Origin of the sequence: Agrococcus lahaulensis DSM 17612 (assembly GCF_000425105.1) — a bacterium.
Lineage (GTDB): Bacteria > Actinomycetota > Actinomycetes > Actinomycetales > Microbacteriaceae > Agrococcus > Agrococcus lahaulensis.
Genome location: NZ_KE384304.1, coordinates 99,125 through 125,656 on the forward strand (window position 1 = coordinate 99,125; position 26,532 = coordinate 125,656).

Below are 26,532 nucleotides of genomic sequence, written 5' to 3' on the forward strand. Positions count from 1 at the left end.
TCAGCCGATCCTTTCCCGTCGACCGAGGATGCCCTGCGGCCGGAACAGCAGCACCAGGATGAGCACGAGCAGCGCGATGGCGTAGCGCAGGTCCGGTGCGATGAAGAGCGTCGAGATCTCGGTCACGAGGCCGATGATGATGGCGCCCACGAGCGCGCCGAACGCGCTGCCGAGGCCGCCGAGGGTGACCGCGGCGAACAGCAGCAGCAGGATCGTGAAGCCGACGTCCCACTTGATGTTCGCGCCGATGAAGTAGGTGTAGAGGATGCCCGCGCCACCGGTGAGGAGGCCGGCGAGCACCCACACGATGCGGATGACCCGGTCGACGTCGATGCCCGAGGCGGATGCGAGGCCCGCGTTGTCGCTCACCGCGCGCGTCGCCTTGCCGATGCGCGTGCGGGTGAGGAAGAGGCCGACGGCGACGAGCACGACGATCGCGATCGCGGAGCTCACGACGCCAGAGGTGCGCATGAGCACGGGGCCGATCTGCAGGACGTCGCCTCGCTCGACCGAGAGGCCGTACGTGCCGCCGCCGATGAGGAACTGGTAGAAGTAGCGCAGCGCGATCGAGAGGCCGATCGTGACGATCAGCACCTGCACGAGGCCGACGCGTCGCCTGCGGAGCGGCTTGAAGATGGCCCAGTCGTGCGCCCAGCCGAGCGCCGCCGATGCGATGAGCGTGACGACCACCGCGATCCACGCGGGCCAGTTCACGAGCGTCGTGGTGACGTAGAAGACGATGCCGCCGAAGGTGAGCAGCTCGCCGTGCGCGAAGTTGTTGACGCCCGTGGTGCCGAAGATGAGGGTGATGCCGATCGCGGCGAGCGCGAGCAGCAGGCCGAAGCTCAGGCCCGAGATGACGCGCGCGAGCAGCTGCGAGCCGAAGTCGTTCGAGCTCGCCCCGGTGTCGGAGGTGCCGCCGGGCGTCTCGCCGTCTCCCGGAGCGGGCGCCTCGCCGCTGCCGGGGCTGCCGCTCGATCCGGTGCCCGGGTCGGCGCCAGGGCTGCCGCCCGTCGAGGGGCCGAAGGGGAACAGCACGCCGACCGCGGTCGAGCCGCCGACCTCGAACTCCCGGCTCTCGAAGCTGGGGTCGCGCAGGGTGAGTCCCTCCGGCAGCGTCGACGTGTCGATCGACACCGTGTAGGTGCCGGTCGACGGGACGCCGATCATCCAGCGCCCGTCGGCGCCCGTGGCGACGGTCTCGTCGACGCCGTTGCCGGTGACGGTGATCTCGACGCCCTCGACGGGGGTCTGCCCGTCACGGATGATGCCGTTGAAGTTGTAGGGGGAAGCCTGCTCGGTCTGGGGGAGCGGCGCGGCGGCGACCGCGGTCGCACCACCAGCCACCATGCCCATGACGGCCAAGGCCACGGCGATCACTCGCCGCAGCCCGCGCCGTTGCGGTCTGCTGGACGTCTTCACATGTCCTCCATGCTGTGGGGCGACGAGTCCAGCAGGAATGCGGATCGCGGGATGCCCGTTACATCGGTGGTGTCACAGTAGCGGCGGCCGTGCCGCTTCTCGTCCAATTGAGGCGCTCCTCGCGGCAACTTCGCCGAGATGCCGCTGGACCGTAACCGAATCGATACGATGGGGGCGATGGAGATGCGCAATCCGTTCGGGCCGATCGGCCTCACCTACGACGACGTCATGCTGCTGCCGGGGCGGACGGACGTGATCCCGAGCGAGGCGGACACGGGCACGCGGCTCTCGCGCCGCATCCGGCTCGGCATCCCGCTCGTCTCGAGCGCGATGGACACCGTCACCGAGGACCGCATGGCGATCGCGATGGCGCGCCAGGGCGGCATCGGCATCATCCACCGCAACCTCGCGATCGCCGAGCAGGCCGCGATGGTCGACCGCGTGAAGCGCTCGGAGTCGGGAATGATCACGGATCCCGTGACGACGCATCCCGACGCCACGATCGAGGAGGTCGACCGCGTCTGCGGCGAGTTCAAGATCTCGGGGCTCCCGGTCGTCGACGAGGCCGGCGTGCTCGTCGGCATCGTGACGAACCGCGACATGCGCTTCGTGCCGCGCGACGAGTTCGCGACGACGCTCGTGCGCGACATCATGACGCCCTCGCCGCTCAAGACGGCGAAGGTCGGCATCTCGCGCGAGGACGCGTTCCAGATCTTCCAGCAGACGAAGCTCGAGAAGCTGCCCCTCGTCGACGACGAGGGCCGCCTCGGCGGGCTCATCACCGTCAAGGACTTCGACAAGATCGAGCAGTACCCGAACGCGACGAAGGACCCGCAAGGCCGGCTCCGCGTCGGCGCCGCGATCGGCTTCTTCGGCGACGCCTTCGAGCGCGCCGAGGCGCTCGCGGAGGCAGGTGTCGACGTCATCGTCGTCGACACCGCGAACGGCGAGAGCCAGGGCGTGCTCGACATGGTCGCGAAGCTCAAGGGCGACAGCCGCTTCGACGAGATCGACATCATCGGCGGCAACGTCGCGACCTACGAGGGCGCCGCGGCGCTCATCGCCGCGGGTGTCGACGCCGTGAAGGTCGGCGTCGGACCGGGCTCGATCTGCACCACGCGCGTCGTCTCTGGCGTCGGCGTGCCGCAGGTCTCGGCCATCTACGACGCCGCGCGCGCCGCGCACGACGCGGGCACCGACATCCCGATCATCGCCGACGGCGGTCTGCAGTACTCGGGCGACATCGCCAAGGCGCTCGTCGCGGGCGGCTCGTCGGTCATGCTCGGCTCGCTGCTCGCCGGCACGAACGAGAGCCCCGGCGACCTCGTGCTCGTCAACGGCAAGCAGTACAAGACGTACCGCGGGATGGGCTCGCTCGGCGCGATGCAGACGCGCGGCAAGAAGACCTCCTACTCGCGCGACCGCTACTTCCAAGCCGACGTGCCGAGCGACGAGCAGCTCATCGCCGAGGGCATCGAGGGGCAGGTGCCCTACCGCGGCCCGCTCGGCTCGGTCGCGTACCAGCTCGTCGGGGGCTTGCGGCAGTCGATGTTCTACACCGGCGCGCGCACGATCGAGGAGCTGCAGCAGAAGGGCCGCTTCGTGCAGATCACCGCGGCGGGGCTCAAGGAGTCGCACCCGCACGACATCCAGATGGTGGTCGAGGCGCCGAACTACCGCCGCTGAGCGGGCGACCCTCGCGCTGACCGGGGCGGCTACGCCCGACCAGGGCCGGCTACGCCCGACCAGGGCCGGCGCGCCTGGCCCGGTCGGGCGCAGCGGCCCCGCTCGGCGCGGCGCGCACCTCACCAGCCGGGCAGCAGCACCGAGCGCACCGGGATGTGCGCGCGCTCGAGCATCGGACGCAGGAGCGCGGGGCGGAACGCCTGCTCCCACATCCAGTGCAGCGTGTCGATGTGCTCGCGCAGCGCGTCCTCGCGCTGCTTCTCGGCGATCACGGCATCCACCGGCTGCATCCCGTTCGCCTCCGCGATCACGCCGTACTTCCACGCGCCGTCGAACTCGCCGCCGAGGGGGCGCATCCCCGGCCGCTCCCACAGGAAGTCGGGGAAGCGCGGGCCGACCCGCGTCATGATGCGCACCTGCAGCTGCGGCGGGGGCGCTCCGAGTCGATGGATGGCGACCCGGCTCCACGACTCGCCCACCGACTGGCACAACGGGTCGGCGAAGCGGATCGCCCACTCGGCGCGGCGCCGGCCGCGCGGGCCCTGGCGACCCAGGGCATCCGTCACCGCCTCCTTCGTGACGATCTCGCGCCGGAGCGCCTCGTCGAGCGCGCTGACCGCATCGCCCTGCCGCCCGACCCGGCCAAGGTGCGCCAGCGCATAGGCGGGAGCGCAGCGGGCGATGCCGTCCTCGACGATGACGTCGTCGTCGTCGAGCGCGACCCGCGTGCTCGCGACGCCGCTGCGGCGACCCGTAGCGCCGAGGTCGCCGATGATGTGCACCGCGTCCGGTCGGCCGTGCGGGAGGTCGGCGAGGGCGAGCGCGGACTCGCGCGCGAAGACCGCGCCGGGGCGCGAGAGCGCTACCGCGCGCACGTGGAGAAGGTGGCGCTGGTGCTGCGGGAGGTCCGCGAACGTCGCTGCGTCGACGTAGGCACCGCGGCGGATGCGCTGCAGCTCGGGCATCCGTCGCAGGCGCTGTGGCTCGCCCGGGTCGGGCGTGAGGATGTCGACGGTCACGGCCGCACCCTCGCGCACCCGGCGAGTGGCCGCGCGCCTCGGCCCGCGCGCTGTGGAGAGCGACGCTCGCGCTCGTGCCGGCGAGCGAGCCGGTGACGCTCGGCGAGCGGGGCGCGTCCGCCCGACAGGGGCGGGCGCGCCGGCCCCGCTCGGGCGCAACGGCCCCCTTCGAGCGACGGACGATCGCAGAGGGGGTTGTGTCGCTCGCAGACGCGATATAGCGTGTGTCACAAGACGCGTTATATCGCGTCTCCGATCAGGCGAAGGAGCCAGAGATGGACGAGCAGTTCGAGAGCGGCGACACCCGGCCGCGCAGCGCATCCGGTGCCTCGGCGTCGGGCGCCGACCGGATCATCGAGCAGTGGGTCGTGCGCGAGGGCGAGAGCCGCGTCATCGACCTCGACGAGGTGCGGGCGCTCCGCGTCGGCATCGTCGGCGGCAGCGTCGACATCGTGGGCCACGAGGAGCCGACCGCCCGCGTCGAGGTGCACCGCGTCGAAGGGCGCGACCTCACGGTCAAGCTCGAGCACGGCAGGCTGTCGATCGCGCACCCGCGCGTGAGCTGGGACGACGTCTGGCAGTCGGTCAAGGCGCTCGTGGGCGTGCGCGCCAAGGTCGAGCTCTCGATCCTCGTGCCCCGCGACGCGACGCTCTCGCTCGGCCAGGTGAGCGCATCCGCCCTCGTCTCGGGCCTGCGCTCCACCGCGACGCTCAGCACCGTCTCCGGGCAGCTGCAGGTCGAGTCGCACGAGGGCGAGCTCGAGCTCAACACCGTCTCGGGCGACGTGGAGGTCTCGGGCGGCAGCGGCCGGCTCTCGGTCAACGGCGTCTCGGCCGACGTCACCGCGAGCGGCGCGCTCGAGGAGGTGGGCGTCGACACCGTCAGCGGCGACGTGCTGCTCGACGTGCACGGCTCGCCGCACTCGATCGCGGTCAACACCGTCTCGGCCGACGTGACGCTGCGCCTCGACGCGGGCCAGGGCGTGCGCGTGACGACGCGCACCGTCTCGGGCAGCGGCTCGGTCGCCGGGCACTCGCTGCCGCGCCGCGGTGGCACCGAGACGCTCGACGGCACGAACCTCTTCGGCTTCACCGCCAACACGGTCTCGGGCGACGTCACCGTCGTGCGGAGGGACGCGTGAGCCCCGCGGTGTTCGGCCACGGCGCGCTGCGGCTCTACCTGCTGAGCCTCCTCGCCGAGGCGCCCCGCCACGGCTACGAGCTCATGCAGGCGCTCGAGCAGCGCTTCGGCGGCACCTACTCGCCCTCCGCCGGCACGATCTACCCGCGGCTCTCGAAGCTCGAGGAGGAGGGGCTGCTGACGAAGACGGTCGAGGGCCGCAAGACCACCTACTCGATCACCGAGGCCGGCCGCGCCGAGCTCGGCGCTCGCGAAGCCGAGCTGCGCGACCTCGAGAGCGAGATCACCGACTCGGTGCGGCGGATGGCCTCCGACGTCCGGGCGGGCGTGAAGAGCGCGATGCAGGCCCTCCGCGCCGACCTCGCGGCGGCCGAGCGCGACGCGCGGAGCGCCGCGCGCGAGTCGCGACCGACCGCGCCGCGCGAGCCCGACGCATCCGCCCCCGTGCCCGAGGCGCCGCCGTCGCCCGAGGCGCCGCACGTGCCGGCGCCGCCCGACGCGCCCGACGAGCGCGTGCCGAACCCGTGGAACGCGCCGCCGGCGGAAGACGATCGAGCGGATGCGTCGCACCCGGCCGAGCGGGCCGCGGCGCGCATGGCGGTCCACGACGTCGACCTCGCGCTCGGCGAGTTCCGCCAGCAGGTGCGGGCGGCCGTGCGCGCCGACCGCGGCGAGCGCATGACGGCCGAGCGCGCGGCGACCGTGCGGCGCGAGCTCGAGGCGGCGCTGCTGCGCATCAAGAGCGCGCTCGGGGGCTGAGCGGCCCTCGACGGCGCCGGGTTAGGCTGGGGGCGTGACGGAGATCGAGATCGGCCGCAGCAAGCGCGCCCGCATGGGCTACGGCTTCGACGACATCAGCATCGTGCCGTCGCGCCGCACGCGCGACAGCGACCTCGTCTCGCTCCAGTGGCAGATCGACGCGTTCCGCTTCGAGATCCCGGTGCTCGGCGCGCCCACCGACTCGGTCATGAGCCCCGCGACGGCGATCGCGCTCGGCCGCGCGGGCGGCCTCGGCGTGCTGAACCTCGAGGGCGTGTGGACGCGCTACGACGACCCCGAGCCGCTGCTCGCCGAGATCGCGCACCTGCCGGCCGACCTCGCGACGAGCCGCATGCGCGAGATCTACGCCGAGCCGATCAAGCCCGAGCTCATCCGCGACCGCATCGCGCAGATCCGCGACGCGGGCGTCGTCGTCGCCGGCAGCCTGAGCCCGCAGGCCGTGCAGCAGCACTACGAGGCGGTGCTCGCGGCGGGCGTCGAGCTCATGGTCATCCGCGGCGCGACCGTCTCGGCCGAGCACGTGTCGGCCGACGCCGGCGCGCCCCTCAACCTCAAGCGCTTCATCTACGAGCTCGACGTGCCGGTCGTCGTCGGCGGCGTCGTCACGTACACCGCCGCGCTGCACCTCATGCGCACGGGCGCGGCGGGCGTGCTCGTCGGCTTCGGCGGCGGCGCCGCCTCGACGAGCGAGAAGGTGCTCGGCGTCGCAGCCCCCATGGCGACCGCCGTGAGCGACGTCGCCGCCGCGCGCCGGGACTACCTCGACGAGTCGGGCGGCCGCTACGTGCACGTCATCGCCGACGGCTCGCTCGGCACCTCGGGTCAGATGGTCAAGGCGCTCGCGTGCGGCGCCGATGCCGTCATGCTCGGGACCGCGCTCGCGCGGGCGACGGATGCGCCGGGTCGCGGCTGGCACTGGGGCCCGGAGGCGCACAACCAGAAGCTGCCGCGCGGCAACCGCGTGCAGGTCGACCAGGTCGGCCCGCTCGACGTCGTGCTGAACGGACCGTCGCCCGTCGCGGACGGCACAGCTAACATCATGGGCGCCCTCAGGAAGGCCATGTCGACCACCGGCTATAAGGATCTCAAGGAGTTCCAGCGGATCGACGTGGTGCTGGAGGCCAACCCACAGCGCTAACAGCGCCGCTCCGGGCGACGCGAACGAGGAGGATCCATGTCTGAGACCACCAACAGCGTGAGTCGGTCGAGGAAGCTCGGCCCCGAGGAGCGTGCCGCTGCGATCGCCTCGATGCGGGAGCGCGAGGTCGACGTGCTCGTCATCGGCGGCGGCATCGTCGGCACCGGTGCGGCGCTCGACGCCGTCACGCGCGGCCTCCGCGTCGGCCTCATCGAGGCGCGCGACTTCGCTTCCGGCACCTCGAGCCGCTCGTCGAAGCTCATCCACGGCGGCATCCGCTACCTCGAGCAGCTGAACTTCGGGCTCGTGCGCGAGGCGCTCATCGAGCGCGGCCTGCTGCTGCAGCGCATCGCGCCGCACCTCGCGAAGCCCGTCCGCTTCCTCTACCCGCTCGAGACGCCGCTCATCGAGCGCGCCTACATCGGCGCGGGCATGGCGCTCTACGACGTCTTCAGCTACACGGGCTTCATGAAGCCGGGCGTGCCGCTGCACCGCCACCTCACGAAGAAGCAGGTGCTCAAGAAGATCCCGTCGCTCGACCCCAACGCGTTCGTCGGCGGGCTCACGTACTACGACGCCCAGGTCGACGACGCGCGCTACGTCGCCGAGCTCGCGCGCACCGCATCCTTCTACGGCGCGCACGTCGCGAGCCGCGTGCGCGCCGAGGGCTTCCTCAAGGTGGGGGAGCGCGTCGTCGGCGTGCAGGCGCACGACTACGAGACGGGCGAGCAGTTCGAGATCCGCGCGAAGCAGGTCGTCAACGCGACCGGCGTGTGGACGGGCGAGACGCAGGCGATGGTCGGCGAGCGCGGAGAGTTCAAGGTGCGCGCGTCGAAGGGCGTGCACCTCGTCGTGCCGCGCGATCGCTTCCACTCCGAGATGGGCCTGCTGCTGCGCACCGCGAAGAGCGTGCTCTTCGTCATCCCGTGGGGCCGCCACTGGATCATCGGCACGACCGACACCGACTGGAACCTCGACAAGGCGCACCCGGCGGCGACGGCGGCCGACATCGACTACATCCTCGACAACGTCAACAAGGTGCTCGCGACGAAGCTCACGCGCGCCGACGTCGAGGGCGTCTACGCGGGCCTGCGCCCGCTCCTCGCGGCCGGCGGCGACGGCACCTCGACGGCGAACATCTCGCGCGAGCACCACGTCTCCCACACCGTGCCGGGCCTCGTGCTCATCGCGGGCGGCAAGTGGACGACCTACCGCGTGATGGCGAAGGACGCGATCGACGAGGCCGTGAGCGCGATGGACGGCAAGGTGCCCGAGTCGTGCACCGACCAGATCCCGCTGCTCGGCGCGACCGGCTACCGCGCCGCGTGGAACAAGCGCGCGAAGATCGCGCGCGCCTTCGGCATCCACAAGCACCGCGTCGAGCACCTGCTGAACCGCTACGGCGTGCTCACCGACGAGATCCTCGACATGATCCGCAAGGACCCGTCGCTGCTCGAGCCGCTCCCCGGTGCCGACGACTACATCGGCGCGGAGGTGCGCTACGCGTGCACCCATGAGGGCGCGCTGCACCTCGACGACGTGCTCGCCCGCCGCACCCGCATCTCGATCGAGTCGTGGGACCGCGGCGTCGCGGCGGCGCCCGTGGCCGCGCGGATCATGGCGGATGCGCTCGGCTGGGACGACGCGCGCGTCGAGAAGGAGATCAACACCTACAACAAGCGCGTCGCCGCGGAGATCGCGAGCCAGGAGCTGCCCGACGACGAGTCGGCCGACCGGGCGCGCACGGAGGCGCCCGAGATCGTGCCGCTCAGCGCCCTCCCGACGGCCGACGCGGTCGGCACCCGCCCGCAGGACGCGACGCCGGCCGGCCGCGGAGCGGGTGCGCCGCCGATCGTCGAGTAGCCGCCGGAAGGGGAGCGGCGGCCAAGCCGGCGGAGGCAGAGCGCGCCGGTAGACTGGACGCGCCGTGAGTGCCCCTCTCCCCACCTTCTCCGACGTCGCGAAGCGACCGCGGTGGATCGGCGTGCTCGTGCTGTGCATCGTCGTCGCGGGTGTCTTCGCGCTGCTCGGCCAGTGGCAGATCGAACGGGCCGTCGAGCAGGGCCAGGCCGACGAGCGCGACACCGAGACCGCGGTGCCGCTCGAGGCGGTCGCCGAGCCCGGCTCCGCGCTCACGAGCGAGGCGGGCGGGCGCATGGTCGCCTTCTCGGGCACCTGGACCGATGACTTCGACACCCGCGTCGGCCGCGACCAGCACGGCGACCAGGGCAGCTGGGTCATCGGCCGCGTGCTCGTCGAGCAGCCCGCCGGCGGCAGCGCGTCGCTCGCCGTCGCCCTCTCGTGGCTGCCCGATCCCGCCGCGGCCGAGGCGCTCGCCGACTCGCTCGAGGCCGGCGACTCGGGCGAGCTCGTCGGCCGCCTCATGCCGCCCGAGGCGCCCACGATGGGCGACGTGCAGGGCGGCACGCGCGAGGCGATGAGCGTCGCCGAGCTCGTCAACGAGTGGGACGACTACGACGGCGTGGTCTACGGGTCGTACGCGATCCTCGACGAGCCGTCGGCAGCCGCATCCGACGCCCTGGTCGACGGGGCCGAGCCGATCGTCTCGGTGCGCCCCGAGGTCGACGCGCAGCTCAACTGGCTCAACGTCTTCTACGCGATCGAGTGGATCGCCTTCATGCTCTTCGCCTTCTACCTCTGGTACCGGCTCGTGAAGGATGCGCTCGAGCGCGAGATCGAGGACATCGAGGATGCAGAGGCTGCGGCCGCCGAAGCGACCGAGCCCCGCCGATAGGCTGGTAGCCGTGCCCCGCCCCATCGAACAGCTGCCGCAGATCCGCTCCGCCATCCGCTTCTACCGGGTGATGTCGTGGGTGACGGGCCTGTTCCTGCTGCTGCTCGTCGCCGAGATGGTGCTGAAGTACTCGCCCACCCACGTCGAGGTCTTCGCGGGTGGCTCGGGCGGCCTGCTCTCGCTCCAGCGCGTCGTGCCCGGCGACGGCTGCCAGTGGTACTCGCTCTTCGTGCCCGGCGGCATGGGCTGCGAGATCACGTCGCTCGGCGACGGCTTCAACATCTCGCTCGCGATCCTCATCGTGCACGGCTGGATCTACGTCGTCTACCTGCTCGCGTGCTTCCGCCTCTGGAGCCTGCTGCGCTGGCCCTTCAAGCGCCTGCTCGCGATGGCCGCCGGCGGCGTCGTGCCCTTCCTCTCCTTCTTCGTCGAGCGCCGCATGCACGACGTCGCGGTCGCCGACCTCACCCGCCTCGAGGCCGAGCGGGCCGCGAGGGACGCCGCCGCTCCCGCTCCTGCAACCACTCCGGAGGCTTGATGTCCGACACCGCTCAGCGGCCCGTGCTCGTGATCGACTTCGGCGCCCAGTACGCGCAGCTCATCGCGCGCCGCGTGCGCGAGGCCGACGTCTACAGCGAGATCGTGCCGTCGACGATCAGCGCCGAAGAGGTGCGCGCGAAGGACCCCGCCGCGATCGTCCTCTCGGGCGGCCCCTCGAGCGTCTACGAGGAGGGCGCCCCGCGCCTCGACGAGGAGATCCTCGAGCTCGGGGTGCCGACCTTCGGCATCTGCTACGGCTTCCAGGTGATGGCCGCGCAGCTCGGCGGCAAGGTCGCGAAGACCGGCAACCGCGAGTACGGCTCGACGAGCGTGCGCGTCGACGGCGGCGGCACGCTCCTGAACGGCCAGCCCGACGCGCAGACGGTGTGGATGAGCCACGGCGACTCGGTCGCGGAGGCACCGGAGGGCTTCACCGTGCTCGCGTCGACCGCCGACACTCCGGTCGCCGCGTTCGAGGACCGCGAGCGGAAGATGGCCGGCGTGCAGTGGCACCCGGAGGTCAAGCACTCCGAGCACGGCCAGCGCGTGCTCTCGTCGTTCCTGCACGACATCGCGGGCCTGCCTGGCGACTGGCAGACCGGCAACGTCATCGAGGAGCAGGTCGCGCGCATCCGCGAGCAGGTCGGCTCCGACAAGGTGCTGTGCGCGCTCTCGGGCGGCGTCGACTCCGCTGTCGCCGCTGCGCTCGTGCACAAGGCGGTCGGCGACCAGCTCGTGTGCGTCTTCGTCGACCACGGCCTGCTGCGGCAGGACGAGCGGCGCCAGGTCGAGGAGGACTACGTCGCCTCGACGGGCGTGCGGCTCGTGACGGTGGATGCGCGGGAGCGGTTCCTCGGGGCCCTCAAGGGCGTCACCGACCCGGAGCAGAAGCGCAAGATCATCGGCCGCGAGTTCATCCGCGTCTTCGAGCAGGCCGAGCGCGACCTCGCCGCCGAGGCCGCGAGCGAGGGCGAGCCGATCCGCTGGCTCGTGCAGGGCACGCTCTACCCCGACGTCGTGGAGTCGGGCGGCGGCACGGGCGCCGCCAACATCAAGAGCCACCACAACGTCGGCGGCCTGCCCGACGACCTGCAGTTCCAGCTCATCGAGCCGCTGCGGGCGCTGTTCAAGGACGAGGTGCGGGCGATCGGCCGCGAGCTCGGCCTGCCCGAGGCGATCGTGGGCCGCCAGCCGTTCCCCGGCCCGGGTCTCGGCATCCGCATCATCGGCGAGGTCACGCAGGAGCGGCTGGACACCCTGCGGCGCGCGGACGCGATCGCGCGCGCCGAGCTCACCGCCGCGGGCCTCGACCAGGAGATCTGGCAGTGCCCGGTGGTCCTGCTCGCCGATGTGCGCTCCGTGGGCGTGCAGGGCGACGGCCGCACCTACGGCCACCCGATCGTGCTGCGCCCCGTCTCCTCCGAGGACGCGATGACCGCCGACTGGACGCGGCTGCCGTACGACGTGCTCGCGCGCATCTCGAACCGCATCACGAACGAGGTGCCGGAGGTCAACCGGGTCGTGCTCGATGTGACGTCGAAGCCGCCGGGGACGATCGAATGGGAGTAGAGCTGGTGTGAGCGCGTCGTGCACGCCGCTCCTCAGCTCAGACAATGAAGAGGTCCGGACACCCCGATGGGGCGTCCGGACCTCTTCATAACTCGCACCCCGCGGCGTGCACGACGCGCTCGCGGGATGGAGGTAGGGCCGCGCAGCGGCGCTCGCACGGGATCAGACCCGGATCAGCGCTATGCCCGCGGTGCCCTCGAGCGGCTCGAAGTCGGCGTCCTGCGTCACGATCGGAAGGCCATGAGCGGCGGCGGTCGCGGCGATCCACAGATCGTTGACGTTGATCCGTCGTCCCGCCTCGACCAGGTGGACGCGGAGTCGCGCCCACTGGGCGGCGACGTCGGCATCGACGGGAAGCAGCTCGATGGTGGAGGCCGCCTCCAACGTCGCGAGCCGCCGCGCTCGAGTCTCGACGTCGGCGGCCACGAGGACTCCGGCCTGGAGCTCCGCGATGGTGATCGGGCTGATGGCGACCTCGTCTGGAAGCTGATCTGCGCGCACCTGGCGCCCCGACTCGAGGGCGATGAGCACGCTCGTGTCGAGCAACCCCTTCGGCGAGGGAGGCATCAGCGGATCGGCCCGAGGTCGTCGGTCGTGTCTCCGGCAAGCCGTTCGAGCTCGTCGCGCAGACCTGGATCCGCTTGCGCGCGCCCGAGCAGCCGCACGAGCTCGTCGCGGGTCATCGGGCGTCGGTGGTCCTCGCGGATCGGCATCAGCTTCGCGACCGGACGGCCGCGCGACGTGATCGTCACGGGCTCACCGCCAGCGACTCGACGCAGCACTTCGGCGGTGCGATTGCGGAGCTCGCGGGCGGCGATCTCGGTCATGCGACGAACGTAGCACCTCGTAGCCCTTCGTGCGATGGCGGCTTGTGAGCGGACTCGCACACCATGCCGCAGTGCGCACAGCGCTCGCCGCCTCGACCGCTCTGCTGTGGATGCGGAGACGCTCGACGTCGCGTCCCTGCGGGATCTGCCGAACGGATGCACGGCGCGGCGGAGGATGATGGGCGCATGGGAGAGCCGAGGGGGCGGGATGTGGCGGCCCGGGTCGTCGCCCTCTGGACGCTTGCGATCGGGTTCGGCGCGAGCGTGCTCGTCGGGCTGTCGCCGACCAGCTGGCTGCAGGCGCGGCTGCGCTACGCGTGCGAGTTCGAGGCCGAGGAGTGGGTGTGCGACGGCAACGCGGCGCTCCTCGCCGCCGGCGCGAGCAGCCTCGTGCTCTCGACGCTCGCGCTCGGCAGCATCGCCCTCATCGTGCGGGCGACGTGGGACCGGGTGCGCCTGCGCGCCGAGCGGTTCGGCTGGATCGCGCTCATCGCGGTGCTGCCGACGCTCATCCTGTGCGGCCTGCTGCTCCTCGACGCCGCCACGCACGAGCCGGCCGGCGTCGAGCTCGACGACAGCCGCCTGGCGATGTGGATCGAGAGCGCGATGATCCCTGCCCTCGCCACCGCGGTCGCGGGCGTGCTCGCCGGCTCCGGACTGCGGATGCGCGCCCGCGGCCGCCCGCGGCGCGTCGCCTTCGTCACGATCCTGCCGGCGTTCGCGCTGCTGCTCGTCGCCGCGGTCATCTCGTTCCTCGGCACGCTGCCGACGGGGATCGTCGCGGCCTCCGCCATCGGCGCCGGTTGGTACCTCGCGGCAGCGGCGTGGCCGGGCGCCGCGAAGCAGACCGTCGGTGATGTCGATCCCGACCGTTCCCGTTCGACGTCCTGAGTGAGAGGGTCGAGACCGACCCACCAGATGACGAGGAGTCGAACCATGCAGTACATGCTCATCATGCGCGCGAACGACGAAGCGGTCGACGCGTACAAGGAGATCCCCTTCGAGCAGGTCATCGAGCGGATGGGGAAGTACAACGAGGCGATGATGGAGGCCGGCGTCATGATCGGCGGCGAGGGCCTGAGCGACGCGAGCGAGGGCTTCGTCGTCGACTTCAGCGCCGACCCGCCGCTCGTGACCGACGGCCCCTACGGCGAGACGAAGGAGCTCTTCAACGGCTTCTGGATGCTCGAGGTGTCGTCGAAGGAGGAGGCCGCCGAGTGGGCCAAGCGCTGCCCGCTCGGACCGGGCGCGAAGCTCGAGGTGCGCCGCGTGCAGGGGCCCGACGACTTCCCCGCCGACAACGAGTGGATCCAGAAGGAGGAGGGCTGGCGCGAGGAGCAGGCCGCGAAGCGCGCCGCGAACACGCCGGGCGGCAGCGCCGGCTGATTGCGAGCCGACCCGCGGATCGGCATCATCGGCTCATGAGCCTCGAGCTGGCACGGCGGCGGGCGGCGCGCGACATCGCGACCGCAGCGCTCGTCGCCGGGCTGCTCGCCGCCGTCCTCACCGCGATCGCGGCTATCGGCTGGTTGCGGGACGGCCTCCGCTACGGGTGCTCGCCGGCGGCGACCGGTGGTCGGGTCGAGTGGCACTGCGGCGACGGGCTCGTCCTGATGGAGCCCGGCGTCGCGATCGTCGCCTCCGGCGCGATCGCGCTGCTCGTGGCTGCGCTCGTCGTGCTGCTCGCAGCCTCCGACGATCAGCCGCGCGCGCACCGGCCGGTGGTGCTCGCGCTGCTCGCTTGCCTGCCCACGATCGCGGTGTGCCTGCTGCTGCTCTCGATCGCGAGCGGGCACGACGCCGCCGAGCCCGTGGCGCCCAGCCGCGTCGCGCTCTGGCTCCAGCACGCCATGCCCGCGCTCCTCGCCACCGCGGCGGCGTCCCTCGTCGCGGCAGTGGGGGTGCGGCTGCGCGCCGCCGGTCGACGGCCCACGCTCGCGAGGGTGCTCGTGCTCTGCGCGCTCTGCCTGCTGCTCGGCGCGGTGGCGCTGTCGATGCTCGGCACGCTGTCGACGGCGGTCGTGGCCGCGTCGATCATCGCTGCCGGCTGGTGGACCGCCGGTGCGGGGCTGCCCGCCGAGGGCGAGGCGGCGCCTGCCGATCGCCCAGCCGTCGGCGCGGAGCACTGACGGCGTGCCCAGGGGAGACGCTGCCCACTCCGCCCGGCGCTCCGTCGCGGCCGTGTGGCGCATCGAGTCGGCCCGCATCGTCGCGACGCTCACCCGCTTCACGGGCGACTTCTCGCTCGCCGAGGACCTCGCGCAGGAGGCGCTCGCCGACGCCCTCGAGCAGTGGCCTGGGCGCGGGGCCCCCCGCAACGGCGCCGCGTGGCTCACCGCGGTGGCGAAGCGCAAGGCGATCGACCACTGGCGGCGCCGGGAGCGCTACGACGACCGGCTCGCCGCGATCGCGCACGACCTCGAGCGCGAGCAGGACGAGGCGGCGGATGCGATGCCCTGGGATCCCGACGAGATCGACGACGACGTGCTCCGGCTCGTGTTCACCGCGTGCCACCCTGTGCTGAGCCCGGCCGCGCGCGTCGCCCTCACGCTGCGCGTCGTCGCGGGGCTCGAGACGAGCGAGATCGCCCGAGCCTTCCTCGTGCCGGTGTCGACCATCCAGCAGCGCATCGTGCGCGCGAAGCAGGCGCTCGCCGACGCGGGCGTGCCCTTCGAGGTGCCGACCCGCGCGGAGCGCGCCGAGCGGCTCGGCGCCGTGCTGCAGACCGTCTACCTCCTCTTCACCGAGGGCCACGCGGCCACGGCGGGCGACGACTGGATGCGCCCCGACCTCGCGCGCGAGGCCCTCCGGCTCGCGCGCACCCTCGTCGCCCTGCAACCCGACGAGCCGGAGGTGCACGGGCTGCTCGCGCTGCTCGAGCTCACCGCCGCGCGCTTCCCTGCGAGGCTCGACGCGAGCGGCGAGCCGGTGCTGCTCGCAGACCAGGACCGCCGGCTGTGGGATCGCGGTGCGATCCGGCGCGGTCGGGCTGCCTTGCGCCGAGCCGAGAGCTTCGGCCGGGGTCTCGGGCACTACGGATTGCAGGCGGCGATCGCCGAGTGCCACGCCGCGGCACCCGACGTCGGCTCGACCGACTGGGCGCGGATCGTCGCTGCCTACGAGGCGCTCGAGCTGCTCACTCCGTCGCCGGTCGTCGCGCTCAACCGCGCGGTGGCAGTGTCGATGGCGGAGGGGCCGGCGGCGGCGCTCGCGATCGTCGACGAGCTCGCAAGCGAGAAGGCGCTCGTGATCGGGCACCTGCTGCCGTCGGTGCGCGGCGAGCTGCTCGCCCGCCTCGGCCGCGTCGACGAAGCGCGCGAGGCGTTCGCGCTCGCCGCCGACCGGGCGCAGAACGAGCGCGAGCGCGCCGTGCTGCTGGCCAAGGCTGCCGCCGGGCGCTGAGCCCCGCCGGTCACATCGGCAGCGCGAGGCAGAACGCTCGCACCGCGGCCGTGAACGCGGCGGGCCGCTCGAGGTTGCTGAGGTGTCCCGCGCCTTCGAGCACGAGCAGCTGCGCCCCGGGGATCGCCCTGGCGAACTCGTTCGCGACGCGGAGCGGCGACCGCGCGTCGAGCGCGCCCCAGATGAGCAGCGTCGGCACCGCGATGCGGGGCAGCTCGTCGCGGAGGTCGGCGTCGGCCATCGCGCGGAGCTGCCGGCGCAGCGTGGCTGGGCGGGTCGAGGCCGCCATCGCGCTCGCGAGACGGGCGGTCTCGGCGGGCGGGTCGGCCGCGAACAGACCGGGCGGCAGCTCAGGCAGGCCCGAATCGGCTGCGTCGAGCTGCCGGGCCGCGGCGTCGACGCGGTCGCGCAGCTCGACCGGCGGCAGCGAGCCGCGCCAGCCCGCGTAGGTGTCGGCGAGGATGAGCGCTCGAACCCGATCCGGATGCCTGCGGTGCAGCTCGAGGGCGATCGTGCCGTCCCACGAGATGCCGCCGACGACGGCCGGCTCGCCCGCGACCGCCTCGGTGAGCGCGGCGAGGCAGTCGGCGTAGTCGCCGAGCCCGAAGCCCTCCGGCACGTCGGAGGAGCGGCCCTGCCCGGGCTCGTCCCACGCGATGACCGTGAAGTCGCGCGCGAGGTCCGCGAGCTGCGGGGCCCACGCGCGATGGTCGTCGCCGGCGCCATGGGCCAGCACGATCGGCGGCCCGTCGCCGACGCGCTCGAAGGCGACGTCGACCTCGCCCACGCGGAGCGTCTCCACGCCCGACACGCTACGCCGTGCGCGGTCTCGCTGACAGCCGCGCATATGGGGCCGACAGGGAGGGCTACTACCCTGGGTGGGTGACGACGACGAGTGCCGAGGCGACCCTGAACGAGGAGCGGATCGCGCTGCTGCGCGCCGACTTCCCGATCCTCGCGGAGCAGCCCGGCGGCGTCCCCCTCGTCTACCTCGACTCCGGTGCGACGAGCCAGCAGCCGCGGCAGGTGCTCGAGGCCGAGTGGGCGTTCCGCACCCAGCGGAACGCCGCCGTGCACCGCGGCGCGCACACGCTCGCGGCGCTCGCGACCGACGACTACGAGCTCGCGCGCGAGCGCATCGCGCGCTTCGTGGGCGCGAAGCCGACCGAGATCTCCTGGGCGATGAACGCGACGGATGCGCTCAACACCGTCGCGCTCTCGCTCGCCGAGGCGAACCGGGCCGGCGCGACCGACCCGGCCCTCCGCATCCGCGAGGGAGACGAGATCCTCGTCACCGAGGCGGAGCACCACGCGAACCTGCTGCCGTGGCAACGGCTCGCCGACGAGACCGGCGCGACGCTGCGCTGGATCGAAGTGGACGACGACGGCGTCTGGACGCTCGAGGACGCGCTCGCCGCGATCACCGAGCGCACGCGGCTCGTCGCGATCGCGCACGTCTCGAACGTCACGGGCCTCATCGCGCCCGTCGAGGCGATCGCCCGGGCCGCGCACGCGGTCGGCGCGCTCGTGGTGCTCGACGCATGCCAGTCGGTGCCGCACCGGCCCGTCGACCTCCACGCCCTCGGGGTCGACGCCGCGGCGTTCTCCAGCCACAAGATGCTCGGCCCCGGTGGCGTCGGCGTGCTCTACCTCGCGAGCGCGCTGGGCGCCGCGCTCCCGCCCGCGCGCGTGGGCGGCTCGATGATCACGACCGTGACGATGACCGAGCGCGACTACCTGCCGGCGCCTCAGCGCTTCGAGGCCGGCACGCAGCCGGTCGGCGCGATCGTGGGCCTCGCCGCCGCGGTCGACTACCTCGAGGCGGTCGGGATGCGCGCGATCGAGCGGCACGAGGTCGCGCTCGGCGAGCGGCTCGCCGCCGGCGCTGCCGCGATCGACGGCGTCCGCCTCGTCGGGCCACAACCGGGCAGCGAGCGCGCCGGCCTCGCGAGCGTCATCGTCGACGGCGTGCACGCGCACGACGTCGGCCAGGTGCTCGACGCCGCCGGCATCGCCGCGCGCGTCGGCCACCACTGCGCCCAGCCCCTCCACCGCCGCCTCGGCGTCGCGGCGACGACCCGCGCATCCACCTACCTCACGACGACCGAGGCCGAGGTCGATCGCTTCCTCGACGTGCTCTCGAGCGTGCGCTCCTACTTCGGGGTCGTGCGATGAGCGCCGCCCCGCGCGACCCGCTCGCCGGCCTCTACCAGGAGCTCATCCTCGAGCACGCGAAGCGCCGCTCGGGGGAGGGCGTGCTCGAGCCCGCCGACGCCGAGCGGTTCCTGCGCAACCCGACCTGCGGCGACGAGATCCGCCTGCGCGCGCGGCTCGACGGGGAGACGGTGGATGCGGTCGGCTGGGAGGGGCAGGGATGCTCGATCTCGCAGGCCTCCGCCTCCGTGCTCGCGGAGGACGTGCCCGGGCTCACGGCTGCAGGCGCGCGATCGCGCATCGAGGCGCTCCGCGAGCTGCTGCGATCGCGCGGCTCGGTCGAGCCGGACGAGGCGCTGCTCGGCGACGCGGTCGCGTTCGCGGGCGTCGCGAGGTTCCCGATGCGGGTGAAGTGCGCGATGCTCGCGTGGGTCGCGCTCGAGGAGGCGCTCGACGAGCTCGACGCCCGCTGAGCGGGGCGTCACGCGGCGTCACCTCGCGCCGGCCGGCATGTCGGCTGTGATGGGATGAGATGTCCCCCAAGGAGGTTTGACATGTCCAGCACCACGCCCGTCGGCGAGCGGATCGGCCGCGTCGCCGGCACCTGGTTCCCGCTCGTCGTGCTGGCCGCGGCGGCCGTCGCGATCGTCGTCCCGCAGGTGTTCCTGCCGATCGGGCCGTGGGTCAACACGCTGCTCGGCATCATCATGCTCGGCATGGGGCTCACGCTGAAGCCGGTCGACTTCACCGTCATCGCGAAGAAGCCCAAGGCCTTCGTCGTCGGCGTCGTCGCGCAGTACGTCATCATGCCGCTCGCGGCGATCGGCCTCGCGCTCGCGTTCCAGCTGCCGCCCGAGCTGCTCGTGGGCGTCGTGCTCGTCGGCTCCGCGCCCGGCGGCACCGCCTCGAACGTCATGGTCTACCTAGCGAAGGGCGACACCGCGCTCTCGGTCGCGATGACGACCGCGTCGACCCTGCTCGCGCCCGTGCTCACGCCGCTGCTCGTGCTGTGGCTCGCGGGCTCCTACCTGCCGGTCGACGCGTGGGGCCTGTTCCAGTCGATCATCTTCATCGTGCTGCTGCCCGTCATCGCGGGCGTGCTGCTGCGCATCCTGCTCCCGCGCCTCGTGCAGGCGATCCTGCCGTGGCTCCCGCTCGTCTCGGTCATCGGCATCACGCTCGTCGTGCTCGCCGTCGTGGCCGGCTCGGCCGCGACGATCCTCTCGGTCGGCCTGCTCGTCGCGCTCGTCGTCATCCTGCACAACGGCGTCGGCTACGGGCTGGGCTTCCTCGCCGCGAAGGCGGTCGGGCTCGACGAGAGCGCCCGGCGGGCCGTCGCGATCGAGGTCGGCATGCAGAACTCCGGGCTCGCCGCGGGCCTCGCGCGCACGCACTTCTCGCCCGAGTCGGCGCTGCCCGCCGCGATCTTCTCGGTCTGGCACAACGTCTCGGGCTCGCTGCTCGCGTCGTTCTGGTCGCGCCGCCCGCCGAAGGACGCCGCCCGCCTCGCGGCGGCGGAGGACCAGCCCGTCGCGAGCTGACCGGACCGCGGATGCGCCCTGTCGCCCCTCGTGGGCGGCGGGGCGTACGCTTCCCAGCACCGACCGAGAGGGGCTGCGATGGCGCTGCGCTGGTATTCGAACGTGATCGAGTCGACCGACCCGAGGAGGCTCGGCGCCTGGTGGCGCGAGGCGCTCGACTGGGAGATCATCCACGACACCGACGACGAGGTGGTCGTCATCCCGAAGCAGGCGGAGGAGATCGCCGCGAAGCTGACCTTCCACCAGTTCCCGCCGGGGCTCGTGTTCGTGCGCGTCGATCACGAGAAGGCGACGAAGAACCGGCTGCACATGGACCTCGCCCCGCACACGAGCGACGACCGCGACGCCGAGATCGCGCGACTCGAGTCGCTCGGTGCCCGGCGCATCGACATCGGGCAGGGGCCCGACGTGTCGTGGACCGTGCTCGCCGACATCGACGGCAACGAGTTCTGCGTGCTCTCGAGCCGCGACATGTAGCGCGGCAGCGCAACGCGCCGGGTCGCATGCACCTGGTGCTGATGCTGGGCGCCCTGGGTGCGCGAACGCCCCGACTCACCGCTCTCAGCTGAGACGGGTCGGGAGTCGCTCGAAGGCGCAGAGCGCGCGCACCAACGTCCGGCTCACAAGAAAGCGATCCGGCAGGGACGCGCGCCAACGACCGGATGCGATATCGGACGCGCAGTGAAGGGCGTTCAGTCAGTCCTTGAAAAATTGCCGCAGCCCCAAAGTTGCACCTATGCTCCGAGTAGTAATCGCCCGATTGCAGAGATCGACAAGGGAGTCATCTTGAAGAAAAATCGCGCGCGCAAGCGCATTACACTGCTGGCAGTTGCACTGGGAGTCTCGCTCGTAGCCGGAGCGTCGCCGGCGTCAACCGCACCGGCTTCAGCCGTTGTCGATGACGGAGGTGGACAGATCATGCTGGTTGGAAGCCGTTACGTGAATGGCATCTCGTGCCGATTCAACTGGCCTTTCAGCGTGCAGTGGCCTCACATCACCGCTACCGCACGAGGCACGGTGACGGCGGTTCTCTACAACGATTATGGCTTCACTCGCACTATCACGCTCGGGACGAGCAGCACCACCCGGAGCTGGGACATGAGCACCGCCCCTACCGCAGGCTTCAACTACGCACACGTGCGAGCGACCGGCGGCGTGGAGAGAGCCGGCGCTTATTGCGGAGGCTGACTCGCGCCGCAACCGTTGACATCGGCGCACCGGAGCGGGCGGCTCTCGCTTTTCACATGGCACGAAGCCTTAGAAATCGATAGCTAAGAAGGCGCCGGAGCGGCCAGGTCAGACGGCACAGAAGGGCGCCCGGATCACCGAGGATCCGGGCGCCCTCACCCACCCGATCGCTAGTCGCCGCTGCGCAGGATGGCGATGATGCGCAGGATCTCCACGTAGAGCCAGATGACCGTCATGGTGATGCCGAAGGCCGCCGACCAGCCGTACTTCTTGTGCACGCCCCGCTTGACGCCGAGCTCGATGCCCTCGAAGTCCATCACGAGCGAGTAGGCGCCGAGCAGCACCGCGAGCGCGCCCAGGATGACGCCGAGCGGGATCCCCATAATCTCGACCGAGCTGCGCCAGCCGAACATGCCGGTCGGAGCGACGAGCATGCCGATGAAGTTGGCGAGCGAGAAGAGCCCGTAGCCGATGATGACGATGAAGAAGATCTTGTTGAGCTTCGGCGACGTGCGGAACACGCGGAAGCAGTAGCCGACCAGCGTCACCGCGAACACGCTCGCGGTCGCGAGCAGCGCCTGGAAGATGATGCCGCTGTACATGAACTCGAGCACGGCGGAGAAGCCACCCAGGAAGAGGCCCTGCGCGGCGGCGTAGGCGAGCACGAGCGCGGGGCTCGGCTCCTTCTTGAAGATGTTGACGAGCGCGAGCACGAAACCGACGAGCGCGCCGCCGTAGGTCAGCAGGTAGAACAGCGGCGACGAGCCGCCGATGAAGCCCATGGCGAGCGTGATCGCGAAGCCCAGCGCGGTGACGCCGAGCGTCATGGCGGTCTTCGTGATGACGCCGTCGTACGTGAGGCGCTCGGTCTCGAGCGGGCCGGCCGCCGGGGCGTTGAACTGCTGGTTCAGCTGGTCGGGCGACGGCATCGGCTGCTGGCCGTACGGCGTGCCGTACTGCTGCTGCTGCCCGTAGGGCGCGCCGCCGAACTGCTGCTGACCGTACGGTGCCTGTCCGTAGGGCGCCTGGCCGTACGGTGCCTGACCATACGGGGCCTGGCCACCGGGGATGGCCTGGGCCGCGCGCTGCGAGTTCTCGGTGAACGCGGGCGAGTTGCGGAACGCGGGGTTGCCTGCCAAGGGTGTTGCTCCTGTCGAGTGCATGCGGCCGCCTCAACGGGCGGTCGCGCTCAGCGTAGCGAAACGAGCCAGCATTTCGCTGTGTCGCTGGGCCCGTTCGCCCAAGGCAGACTGAGCGCATGCGGCCCACCACGCTCATCGCTCACCGCGGCGCTTCCGGCTGGGCGCCCGAGCACACCGAGACGGCGATCCGCCTGGCTGCAGAGCTCGGTGCAGACGCCGTCGAGCCCGACCTCGTCGCGACTCGCGACGGCGTGCTCGTCGTGCGGCACGACAACGAGCTGGGCGAGACGACCGACGTCGCCGCGCGACCGGAGTTCGCCGATCGCCGGCGCCGGCAGTCGATCGACGGCGAAGAGCTCGAGGGCTGGTTCGTCGAGGACTTCACGTGGGCCGAGGTCGCGACGCTCCGCGCTCGCGAGCGGCTGCCGCGCCTGCGCCCGCTCGGCGCCCGGCTCGACGGCCGCGACCGCGTGCTGCGCTTCGAGGAGCTGCTCGCGATCGCCGACGAGACCGGCCTCGGCGTCGTCGCCGAGCTCAAGCACGCGACGCACCACGCCGCGCTCGGCCTGCCGCTCGACGAGCTCGTGGCGGATGCCGTGCGCGGCACCCGCTGGCAGGCGCCGGGCGCGCTCGTGGTCGAGTCCTTCGAGGAGACCGTGCTGCATGGCGTGCGGCAGCGCGGCGTCGAGGCGCGGCTCGTCTACCTCATGGACCACGACGGCACCGCCGCCGACCTCGTGGCGGGAGGCGACGCATCCGCCCCGACCTACGCCGAGCAGCGCGAGGACGCGGCGCTCGCGGCGCTCGCGAGCCGCGTCGACGCGATCAGCGTCGCGAAGTCGGTGCTCTTCGAGCGCGGCGGCGACCTGCTCGGCACGAGCGGCCTCTTCGAGCGGGCGCGCGAGGCCGGCCTCGGCACGATCACCTGGACCCTGCGGCCCGAGAACGCCTTCCTCGAGCCCGAGCACCGGCTGGGCGACCACGACGCGGCGTGGGGCGACTGGACGACCGAGTGGGGGATGCTCGCGGCGCTCGGGCTCGAGGCGGTCTTCGTCGACCACCCCGACCTGTGGCGCCGCCTCACAGCGCTGGGCGCTCCGGCGGCTCCTCCGACGGCACATCGTCGACCGGCAGCACGCTGATCATGCCGTTGGGCTCGAGCCACGCGCGCTTCACCTGCGAGACGTCGGAGAGGCCGTGCAGGCGCAGCTGCGACTCGAGCTCCTCCTGGCTCATGAACTCGCGCTTGAGGGCTCGGCGGTTGAGCCTGCCGTCCTCGATGAGCGGCTTCGGCCGAGCCTTGAGCAGGCGTCCGAGCGCTGGCCAGCGATAGCCGACCGCGTCGAGCGCGACGCTCCAGAACAGGATCGTGCCGACGAGCACGAGGCTGTCGCCGATCGAGGCGGCGTCGCCGCGCAGCCCCGCGCCCGCCGCGTCGGCGACGAGCACGACGATGAGGATGTCGGTGATGCCGAGCCCGCCCGACTCGCGCTGCCCGACGACGCGCATGAGCAGCGTGAGCGCGAGGAACGTCACGGTGCCCCGCACCACGATCTCGAGCACCGGCACCGTCAGGCCGAAGACCTCTCCCCAGTCCGGCATCGCGCACCCTCCCCGTGATCGTGCGGTCACCCTAGTCGCGCGAGGTCACGGCCCGCGGAGAGGCTCCGTCCACGGCGGATGCGTCACGACCGTCGGCCGTGTCACCCCCGGCTCGTAGACTGGTCACGACATGACGGATCTGTGGGGCCTGGGGGACGAGGGCTTCGGGGAAGTGCAGCGGCCGACGCCCCTCGGACCGCGCGGCGAGTCGATCCCCGAGGAGCTGCTCGAGGGCCTCAACCCCCCGCAGCGCGAGGCGGTCGAGCACCGCGGGCCCGCGCTGCTCATCGTCGCCGGCGCCGGCTCGGGCAAGACCCGCGTGCTCACGCACCGCGTCGCGGGGCTGCTCGCGACGCGCGAGGCGTGGCCGAGCCAGATCCTCGCGATCACCTTCACGAACAAGGCCGCCGCCGAGATGCGCGAGCGCGTCGAGCGCCTCATCGGCGAGGAGTCGCGCGGCATGTGGATCTCGACGTTCCACTCCGCGTGCGTGCGCATCCTGCGCCGCGAGGCGGAGGAGTTCGGCTTCAAGCAGTCGTTCACGATCTACGACTCGGGCGACGTGCGCGCGCTCGTGAAGCGGCTCATCAAGGAGCGCGGCGCCGACATCCAGGGGCTCACGCCCGGCGGCGTCGCCGCGCGCATCTCGAAGGCGAAGAACGAGCTGCACGACGTCGACTCCTGGGCGCGCACCGCCAACCTCGAGAACCCGCTCGACGCGGCGTTCCTCGAGCTGTGGCGCGCGTACGACGCCGAGCTGCGGCGCGCGAACGCGTTCGACTTCGACGACCTCATCTCGCAGACCGTCTTCCTGCTGCGCGCGTTCCCGCACGTCGCCGCGCAGTACCGCAAGCGCTTCCGCCACATCCTCGTCGACGAGTACCAGGACACGAACGCGGCGCAGTACGCGCTCATCCGCGAGCTCACGCAGCCCGTGACGCGCGCCGACCTGCCCGACCTCCGCGCCGACCTGCCCGGCGCATCCCTCACGGTCGTGGGCGACTCGGATCAGTCGATCTACGCCTTCCGGGGCGCCGACATCCGCAACATCACCGACTTCGAGCGCGACTTCGCCGGCGCGCGCGTCATCATGCTCGAGCAGAACTACCGCTCGACGCAGAACATCCTCTCGGCCGCGAACGCCGTGATCGGCAACAACTTCGACCGGCGCGAGAAGCGGCTGTGGACCGACTCGGGCGACGGCGAGAAGATCGTCGGCTTCACCGGCTACTCGGGCCACGACGAGGCGCAGTTCGTCGCCGACGAGATCGTCGAGCTCACCTCCCGCGGCATGGCCTACAGCGACATCGCCGTCTTCTACCGCACGAACGCGCAGACGCGAGCGCTCGAAGAGGTGCTCATCCGCACCGCCATCCCGTACAAGGTGATCGGCGGCACGAAGTTCTACGAGCGCGCCGAGATCAAGGACGCGATGGCGTACCTCATCACGGTCGCGAACCCCGCCGACTCGCTCAGCCTGCGCCGCATCATGAACGTGCCCAAGCGCGGCATCGGCCCCGCGACCGAGGCGGCGCTGCAGGCCTTCGCCGACGAGCGGCAGATCACGCTCCGGGATGCGATGCGTCGCGTCGACGAGATCGCCCTCGGCCCGAAGGTGGCCGCGGCGATCAAGGACCTCGCGGCGCTGCTCGACGAGTGGAGCGACCGGCCCGAGGCCGATCCCGGCGAGGTGCTGCGCGAGCTCATGAGCCGCTCGGGCTACACCGACCAGCTGCGCCGCTCGCCCGACCCGCAGGACGCCGCGCGGCTCGAGAACGTCGAGGAGCTCATCGCGGTCACGCGCGAGTTCCGACGGCAGAACCCGAGCGGCAACCTCGTCGACTTCCTCACCGAGACGGCGCTCGTCGCCGCCGCCGACGAGCTCGACGACTCCGGCGGGCAGGTCTCGCTCATGACGCTGCACACCGCGAAGGGCCTCGAGTTCGAGGCGGTGTTCATCACGGGCGTCGAGGAGGACCTGCTGCCGCACCGCATCTCGGCGAACGAGCCGGGCGGACCGGCCGAGGAGCGGCGGCTGTTCTACGTGGGCATCACGCGCGCCCGCCAGCGGCTGCACCTCTCGCTCGCGATGACGCGTGCGCAGTTCGGCGAGGTCAACCCGGCCGTGCCGAGCCGCTTCCTCGAGGAGATCCCGGCCGACCTCATCGACTGGCGCACCGCGCCGGTGACGGTGCGGCAGGCGTCGTCGCAGCGCGCGGTCGGGCGCTGGCGCGACGAGCCGCGCGAGTCGTTCGTGACCGGCTTCCGCGAGCCCAAGGCGCTGCCGAAGGGCCCGAAGCGCGAGTTCGCCAACACCATCACCGAGGTGCGCGACAACAGCGGCATGGAGCTCGCGCCGGGCGACCGCATCCGCCACAAGGACTTCGGCGAGGGCCGCGTGCAGGCCATCACGGGCGCCGACAAGAAGCGCGTCGCCGAGGTGCTCTTCGACTCGGCCGGCCGCAAGCGGCTGCTCGTGAAGATCGCGCCGATCGAGAAGATCGGCTGACCGCCGCTGCACCGTCGGTCGGCCTCACGCCGTTGGTCGAGTAGCCGGCGCAGCCGGCGTATCGAGGCCGATCGGTTCCATCTCGATACGGGCCTGCGGCCCTACTCGATGAGCGGG

Annotated in this window: 25 protein-coding genes; 18 read left to right on the forward strand and 7 right to left on the reverse strand. The window is 72.1% G+C overall.

Annotated features, from left to right (window positions below; genetic code table 11):
• A complete protein-coding gene (locus H508_RS0112110; RefSeq protein ID WP_156906076.1) occupies nt 1-1,371 on the reverse strand; it encodes a branched-chain amino acid ABC transporter permease in 1,371 nt (456 codons plus the stop codon).
• A 228-nt stretch (nt 1,372-1,599) separates the two neighbouring features.
• On the opposite strand from H508_RS0112110, the gene guaB reads away from it, so the two are divergent.
• On the forward strand, nt 1,600-3,108 hold the full coding sequence (guaB, locus tag H508_RS0112120; protein ID WP_026374246.1) for an IMP dehydrogenase: 1,509 nt from the start codon (nt 1,600-1,602) through the stop codon (nt 3,106-3,108).
• Nucleotides 3,109-3,227: 119 nt separating this feature from the next.
• Here the strand turns inward: guaB and H508_RS16915 are convergent, their stop codons facing one another.
• The gene (locus H508_RS16915; RefSeq protein ID WP_051223397.1) at nt 3,228-4,127 is read right to left on the reverse strand and encodes a hypothetical protein; all 900 of its coding nucleotides are present in this window, start codon (nt 4,125-4,127) and stop codon (nt 3,228-3,230) included.
• A gap of 275 nt (nt 4,128-4,402) precedes the next feature.
• Here H508_RS16915 and H508_RS16220 point away from each other — a divergent pair, with 275 nt between their 5' ends.
• The 7 genes from H508_RS16220 (at nt 4,403) to guaA (ending at nt 12,050) form a co-directional block, all read left to right on the forward strand.
• Entirely contained in the window at nt 4,403-5,269 is an 867-nt protein-coding gene (locus tag H508_RS16220; RefSeq protein WP_084155315.1) for a DUF4097 family beta strand repeat-containing protein, read from the forward strand.
• Complete coding sequence (locus tag H508_RS18025; protein ID WP_035254979.1) at nt 5,266-6,027, forward strand: PadR family transcriptional regulator; 762 nt, start codon at nt 5,266-5,268, stop codon at nt 6,025-6,027. The genes H508_RS16220 and H508_RS18025 overlap by 4 nt, the downstream gene beginning before the upstream one ends.
• 34 nt (nt 6,028-6,061) lie before the next feature.
• Nucleotides 6,062-7,186, forward strand: a complete 1,125-nt coding sequence (locus H508_RS0112140) for a GuaB3 family IMP dehydrogenase-related protein (RefSeq protein ID WP_026374247.1) — start codon at nt 6,062-6,064, stop codon at nt 7,184-7,186.
• Nucleotides 7,187-7,222: 36 nt separating this feature from the next.
• Nucleotides 7,223-9,049, forward strand: coding sequence for a glycerol-3-phosphate dehydrogenase/oxidase (locus H508_RS16230; protein ID WP_084155316.1), 1,827 nt, complete (start codon nt 7,223-7,225; stop codon nt 9,047-9,049).
• Nucleotides 9,050-9,113: 64 nt separating this feature from the next.
• Nucleotides 9,114-9,941 carry an SURF1 family protein gene (locus H508_RS0112150; RefSeq protein WP_026374248.1) on the forward strand — a complete coding sequence of 276 codons (828 nt, stop codon included), beginning with the start codon at nt 9,114-9,116 and terminating at the stop codon, nt 9,939-9,941.
• A gap of 10 nt (nt 9,942-9,951) precedes the next feature.
• The gene (locus tag H508_RS16235) at nt 9,952-10,479 is read left to right on the forward strand and encodes a DUF3817 domain-containing protein (RefSeq protein WP_035254980.1); all 528 of its coding nucleotides are present in this window, start codon (nt 9,952-9,954) and stop codon (nt 10,477-10,479) included.
• Nucleotides 10,479-12,050: a glutamine-hydrolyzing GMP synthase gene (gene guaA, locus H508_RS0112160; protein ID WP_026374249.1), complete on the forward strand. Its 1,572-nt coding sequence runs from the start codon at nt 10,479-10,481 to the stop codon at nt 12,048-12,050. The genes H508_RS16235 and guaA overlap by 1 nt, the downstream gene beginning before the upstream one ends.
• A 162-nt stretch (nt 12,051-12,212) precedes the next feature.
• On the opposite strand, the gene H508_RS0112165 is transcribed toward guaA, so the two are convergent.
• Together H508_RS0112165 and H508_RS0112170 are read right to left on the reverse strand one after the other, a co-directional pair.
• Nucleotides 12,213-12,617 (reverse strand): type II toxin-antitoxin system VapC family toxin, encoded by a 405-nt coding sequence (locus H508_RS0112165; protein WP_026374250.1) that lies wholly within the window; start codon nt 12,615-12,617, stop codon nt 12,213-12,215.
• Nucleotides 12,617-12,877, reverse strand: a complete 261-nt coding sequence (locus tag H508_RS0112170; RefSeq protein WP_026374251.1) for a type II toxin-antitoxin system Phd/YefM family antitoxin — start codon at nt 12,875-12,877, stop codon at nt 12,617-12,619. Before H508_RS0112170 ends, H508_RS0112165 begins: the two co-directional genes overlap by 1 nt.
• A gap of 186 nt (nt 12,878-13,063) precedes the next feature.
• On the opposite strand from H508_RS0112170, the gene H508_RS0112175 reads away from it, so the two are divergent.
• Genes H508_RS0112175 through H508_RS0112190 form a run of 4 tightly spaced genes read left to right on the forward strand, consistent with a single transcriptional unit; the run spans nt 13,064 to nt 16,279 of the window.
• Nucleotides 13,064-13,768 carry a hypothetical protein gene (locus tag H508_RS0112175; RefSeq protein ID WP_156906077.1) on the forward strand — a complete coding sequence of 235 codons (705 nt, stop codon included), beginning with the start codon at nt 13,064-13,066 and terminating at the stop codon, nt 13,766-13,768.
• Between the two features lie 45 nt (nt 13,769-13,813).
• On the forward strand, nt 13,814-14,263 hold the full coding sequence (locus H508_RS0112180) for a YciI family protein (RefSeq protein WP_026374253.1): 450 nt from the start codon (nt 13,814-13,816) through the stop codon (nt 14,261-14,263).
• A gap of 35 nt (nt 14,264-14,298) precedes the next feature.
• Nucleotides 14,299-15,006 (forward strand): hypothetical protein, encoded by a 708-nt coding sequence (locus H508_RS0112185; protein ID WP_026374254.1) that lies wholly within the window; start codon nt 14,299-14,301, stop codon nt 15,004-15,006.
• Between the two features lie 4 nt (nt 15,007-15,010).
• Complete coding sequence (locus tag H508_RS0112190) at nt 15,011-16,279, forward strand: RNA polymerase sigma factor (RefSeq protein ID WP_026374255.1); 1,269 nt, start codon at nt 15,011-15,013, stop codon at nt 16,277-16,279.
• Nucleotides 16,280-16,289: 10 nt separating this feature from the next.
• Here H508_RS0112190 and H508_RS0112195 read toward each other — a convergent pair whose 3' ends face one another.
• Nucleotides 16,290-17,081, reverse strand: coding sequence for an alpha/beta fold hydrolase (locus H508_RS0112195; protein WP_026374256.1), 792 nt, complete (start codon nt 17,079-17,081; stop codon nt 16,290-16,292).
• 80 nt (nt 17,082-17,161) lie between these two features.
• Between H508_RS0112195 and H508_RS0112200 the strand changes: the two genes are divergently transcribed.
• From H508_RS0112200 to H508_RS0112215, 4 genes are all read left to right on the forward strand, one after another.
• Nucleotides 17,162-18,454, forward strand: a complete 1,293-nt coding sequence (locus H508_RS0112200; RefSeq protein ID WP_026374257.1) for a SufS family cysteine desulfurase — start codon at nt 17,162-17,164, stop codon at nt 18,452-18,454.
• Nucleotides 18,451-18,906 (forward strand): Fe-S cluster assembly sulfur transfer protein SufU, encoded by a 456-nt coding sequence (gene sufU, locus H508_RS0112205; protein WP_026374258.1) that lies wholly within the window; start codon nt 18,451-18,453, stop codon nt 18,904-18,906. The genes H508_RS0112200 and sufU overlap by 4 nt, the downstream gene beginning before the upstream one ends.
• Before the next feature lie 81 nt (nt 18,907-18,987).
• Entirely contained in the window at nt 18,988-19,974 is a 987-nt protein-coding gene (locus H508_RS0112210; protein ID WP_026374259.1) for a bile acid:sodium symporter family protein, read from the forward strand.
• A gap of 78 nt (nt 19,975-20,052) precedes the next feature.
• Nucleotides 20,053-20,451: a VOC family protein gene (locus H508_RS0112215; RefSeq protein WP_026374260.1), complete on the forward strand. Its 399-nt coding sequence runs from the start codon at nt 20,053-20,055 to the stop codon at nt 20,449-20,451.
• Nucleotides 20,452-21,332: 881 nt separating this feature from the next.
• On the opposite strand, the gene H508_RS0112220 is transcribed toward H508_RS0112215, so the two are convergent.
• Nucleotides 21,333-22,325 carry a Bax inhibitor-1/YccA family protein gene (locus H508_RS0112220; RefSeq protein WP_026374261.1) on the reverse strand — a complete coding sequence of 331 codons (993 nt, stop codon included), beginning with the start codon at nt 22,323-22,325 and terminating at the stop codon, nt 21,333-21,335.
• Nucleotides 22,326-22,420: 95 nt separating this feature from the next.
• On the opposite strand from H508_RS0112220, the gene H508_RS16245 reads away from it, so the two are divergent.
• Nucleotides 22,421-23,446 (forward strand): glycerophosphodiester phosphodiesterase family protein, encoded by a 1,026-nt coding sequence (locus H508_RS16245; protein ID WP_051223399.1) that lies wholly within the window; start codon nt 22,421-22,423, stop codon nt 23,444-23,446.
• Here the strand turns inward: H508_RS16245 and H508_RS0112230 are convergent.
• Nucleotides 23,385-23,906, reverse strand: a complete 522-nt coding sequence (locus tag H508_RS0112230) for a DUF421 domain-containing protein (protein WP_026374262.1) — start codon at nt 23,904-23,906, stop codon at nt 23,385-23,387. The genes H508_RS16245 and H508_RS0112230 overlap by 62 nt on opposite strands.
• A 130-nt stretch (nt 23,907-24,036) precedes the next feature.
• Between H508_RS0112230 and H508_RS0112235 the strand changes: the two genes are divergently transcribed.
• Nucleotides 24,037-26,415 carry an ATP-dependent helicase gene (locus H508_RS0112235; RefSeq protein ID WP_084155319.1) on the forward strand — a complete coding sequence of 793 codons (2,379 nt, stop codon included), beginning with the start codon at nt 24,037-24,039 and terminating at the stop codon, nt 26,413-26,415.
• Nucleotides 26,416-26,532: the final 117 nt, after the last annotated feature.

Excerpts from the sequence above, each read along its gene's own strand:
- H508_RS0112210 (WP_026374259.1), top strand. The coding sequence starts at position 18,988 with ATGTCCAGCACCACGCCCGTCGGCGAGCGGATCGGCCGCGTCGCCGGC.
- H508_RS0112230 (WP_026374262.1), bottom strand. The coding sequence starts at position 23,906 with ATGCCGGACTGGGGAGAGGTCTTCGGCCTGACGGTGCCGGTGCTCGAG.
- H508_RS0112180 (WP_026374253.1), top strand. The coding sequence starts at position 13,814 with ATGCAGTACATGCTCATCATGCGCGCGAACGACGAAGCGGTCGACGCG.
- guaA (WP_026374249.1), top strand. The coding sequence starts at position 10,479 with ATGTCCGACACCGCTCAGCGGCCCGTGCTCGTGATCGACTTCGGCGCC.
- H508_RS0112215 (WP_026374260.1), top strand. The coding sequence starts at position 20,053 with ATGGCGCTGCGCTGGTATTCGAACGTGATCGAGTCGACCGACCCGAGG.
- H508_RS0112220 (WP_026374261.1), bottom strand. The coding sequence starts at position 22,325 with ATGCACTCGACAGGAGCAACACCCTTGGCAGGCAACCCCGCGTTCCGC.
- H508_RS0112165 (WP_026374250.1), bottom strand. The coding sequence starts at position 12,617 with ATGCCTCCCTCGCCGAAGGGGTTGCTCGACACGAGCGTGCTCATCGCC.
- H508_RS0112170 (WP_026374251.1), bottom strand. The coding sequence starts at position 12,877 with ATGACCGAGATCGCCGCCCGCGAGCTCCGCAATCGCACCGCCGAAGTG.
- guaB (WP_026374246.1), top strand. The coding sequence starts at position 1,600 with ATGGAGATGCGCAATCCGTTCGGGCCGATCGGCCTCACCTACGACGAC.
- H508_RS0112185 (WP_026374254.1), top strand. The coding sequence starts at position 14,299 with ATGAGCCTCGAGCTGGCACGGCGGCGGGCGGCGCGCGACATCGCGACC.
- sufU (WP_026374258.1), top strand. The coding sequence starts at position 18,451 with ATGAGCGCCGCCCCGCGCGACCCGCTCGCCGGCCTCTACCAGGAGCTC.
- H508_RS0112235 (WP_084155319.1), top strand. The coding sequence starts at position 24,037 with ATGACGGATCTGTGGGGCCTGGGGGACGAGGGCTTCGGGGAAGTGCAG.
- H508_RS16230 (WP_084155316.1), top strand. The coding sequence starts at position 7,223 with ATGTCTGAGACCACCAACAGCGTGAGTCGGTCGAGGAAGCTCGGCCCC.
- H508_RS16245 (WP_051223399.1), top strand. The coding sequence starts at position 22,421 with ATGCGGCCCACCACGCTCATCGCTCACCGCGGCGCTTCCGGCTGGGCG.
- H508_RS0112175 (WP_156906077.1), top strand. The coding sequence starts at position 13,064 with ATGGGAGAGCCGAGGGGGCGGGATGTGGCGGCCCGGGTCGTCGCCCTC.
- H508_RS16220 (WP_084155315.1), top strand. The coding sequence starts at position 4,403 with ATGGACGAGCAGTTCGAGAGCGGCGACACCCGGCCGCGCAGCGCATCC.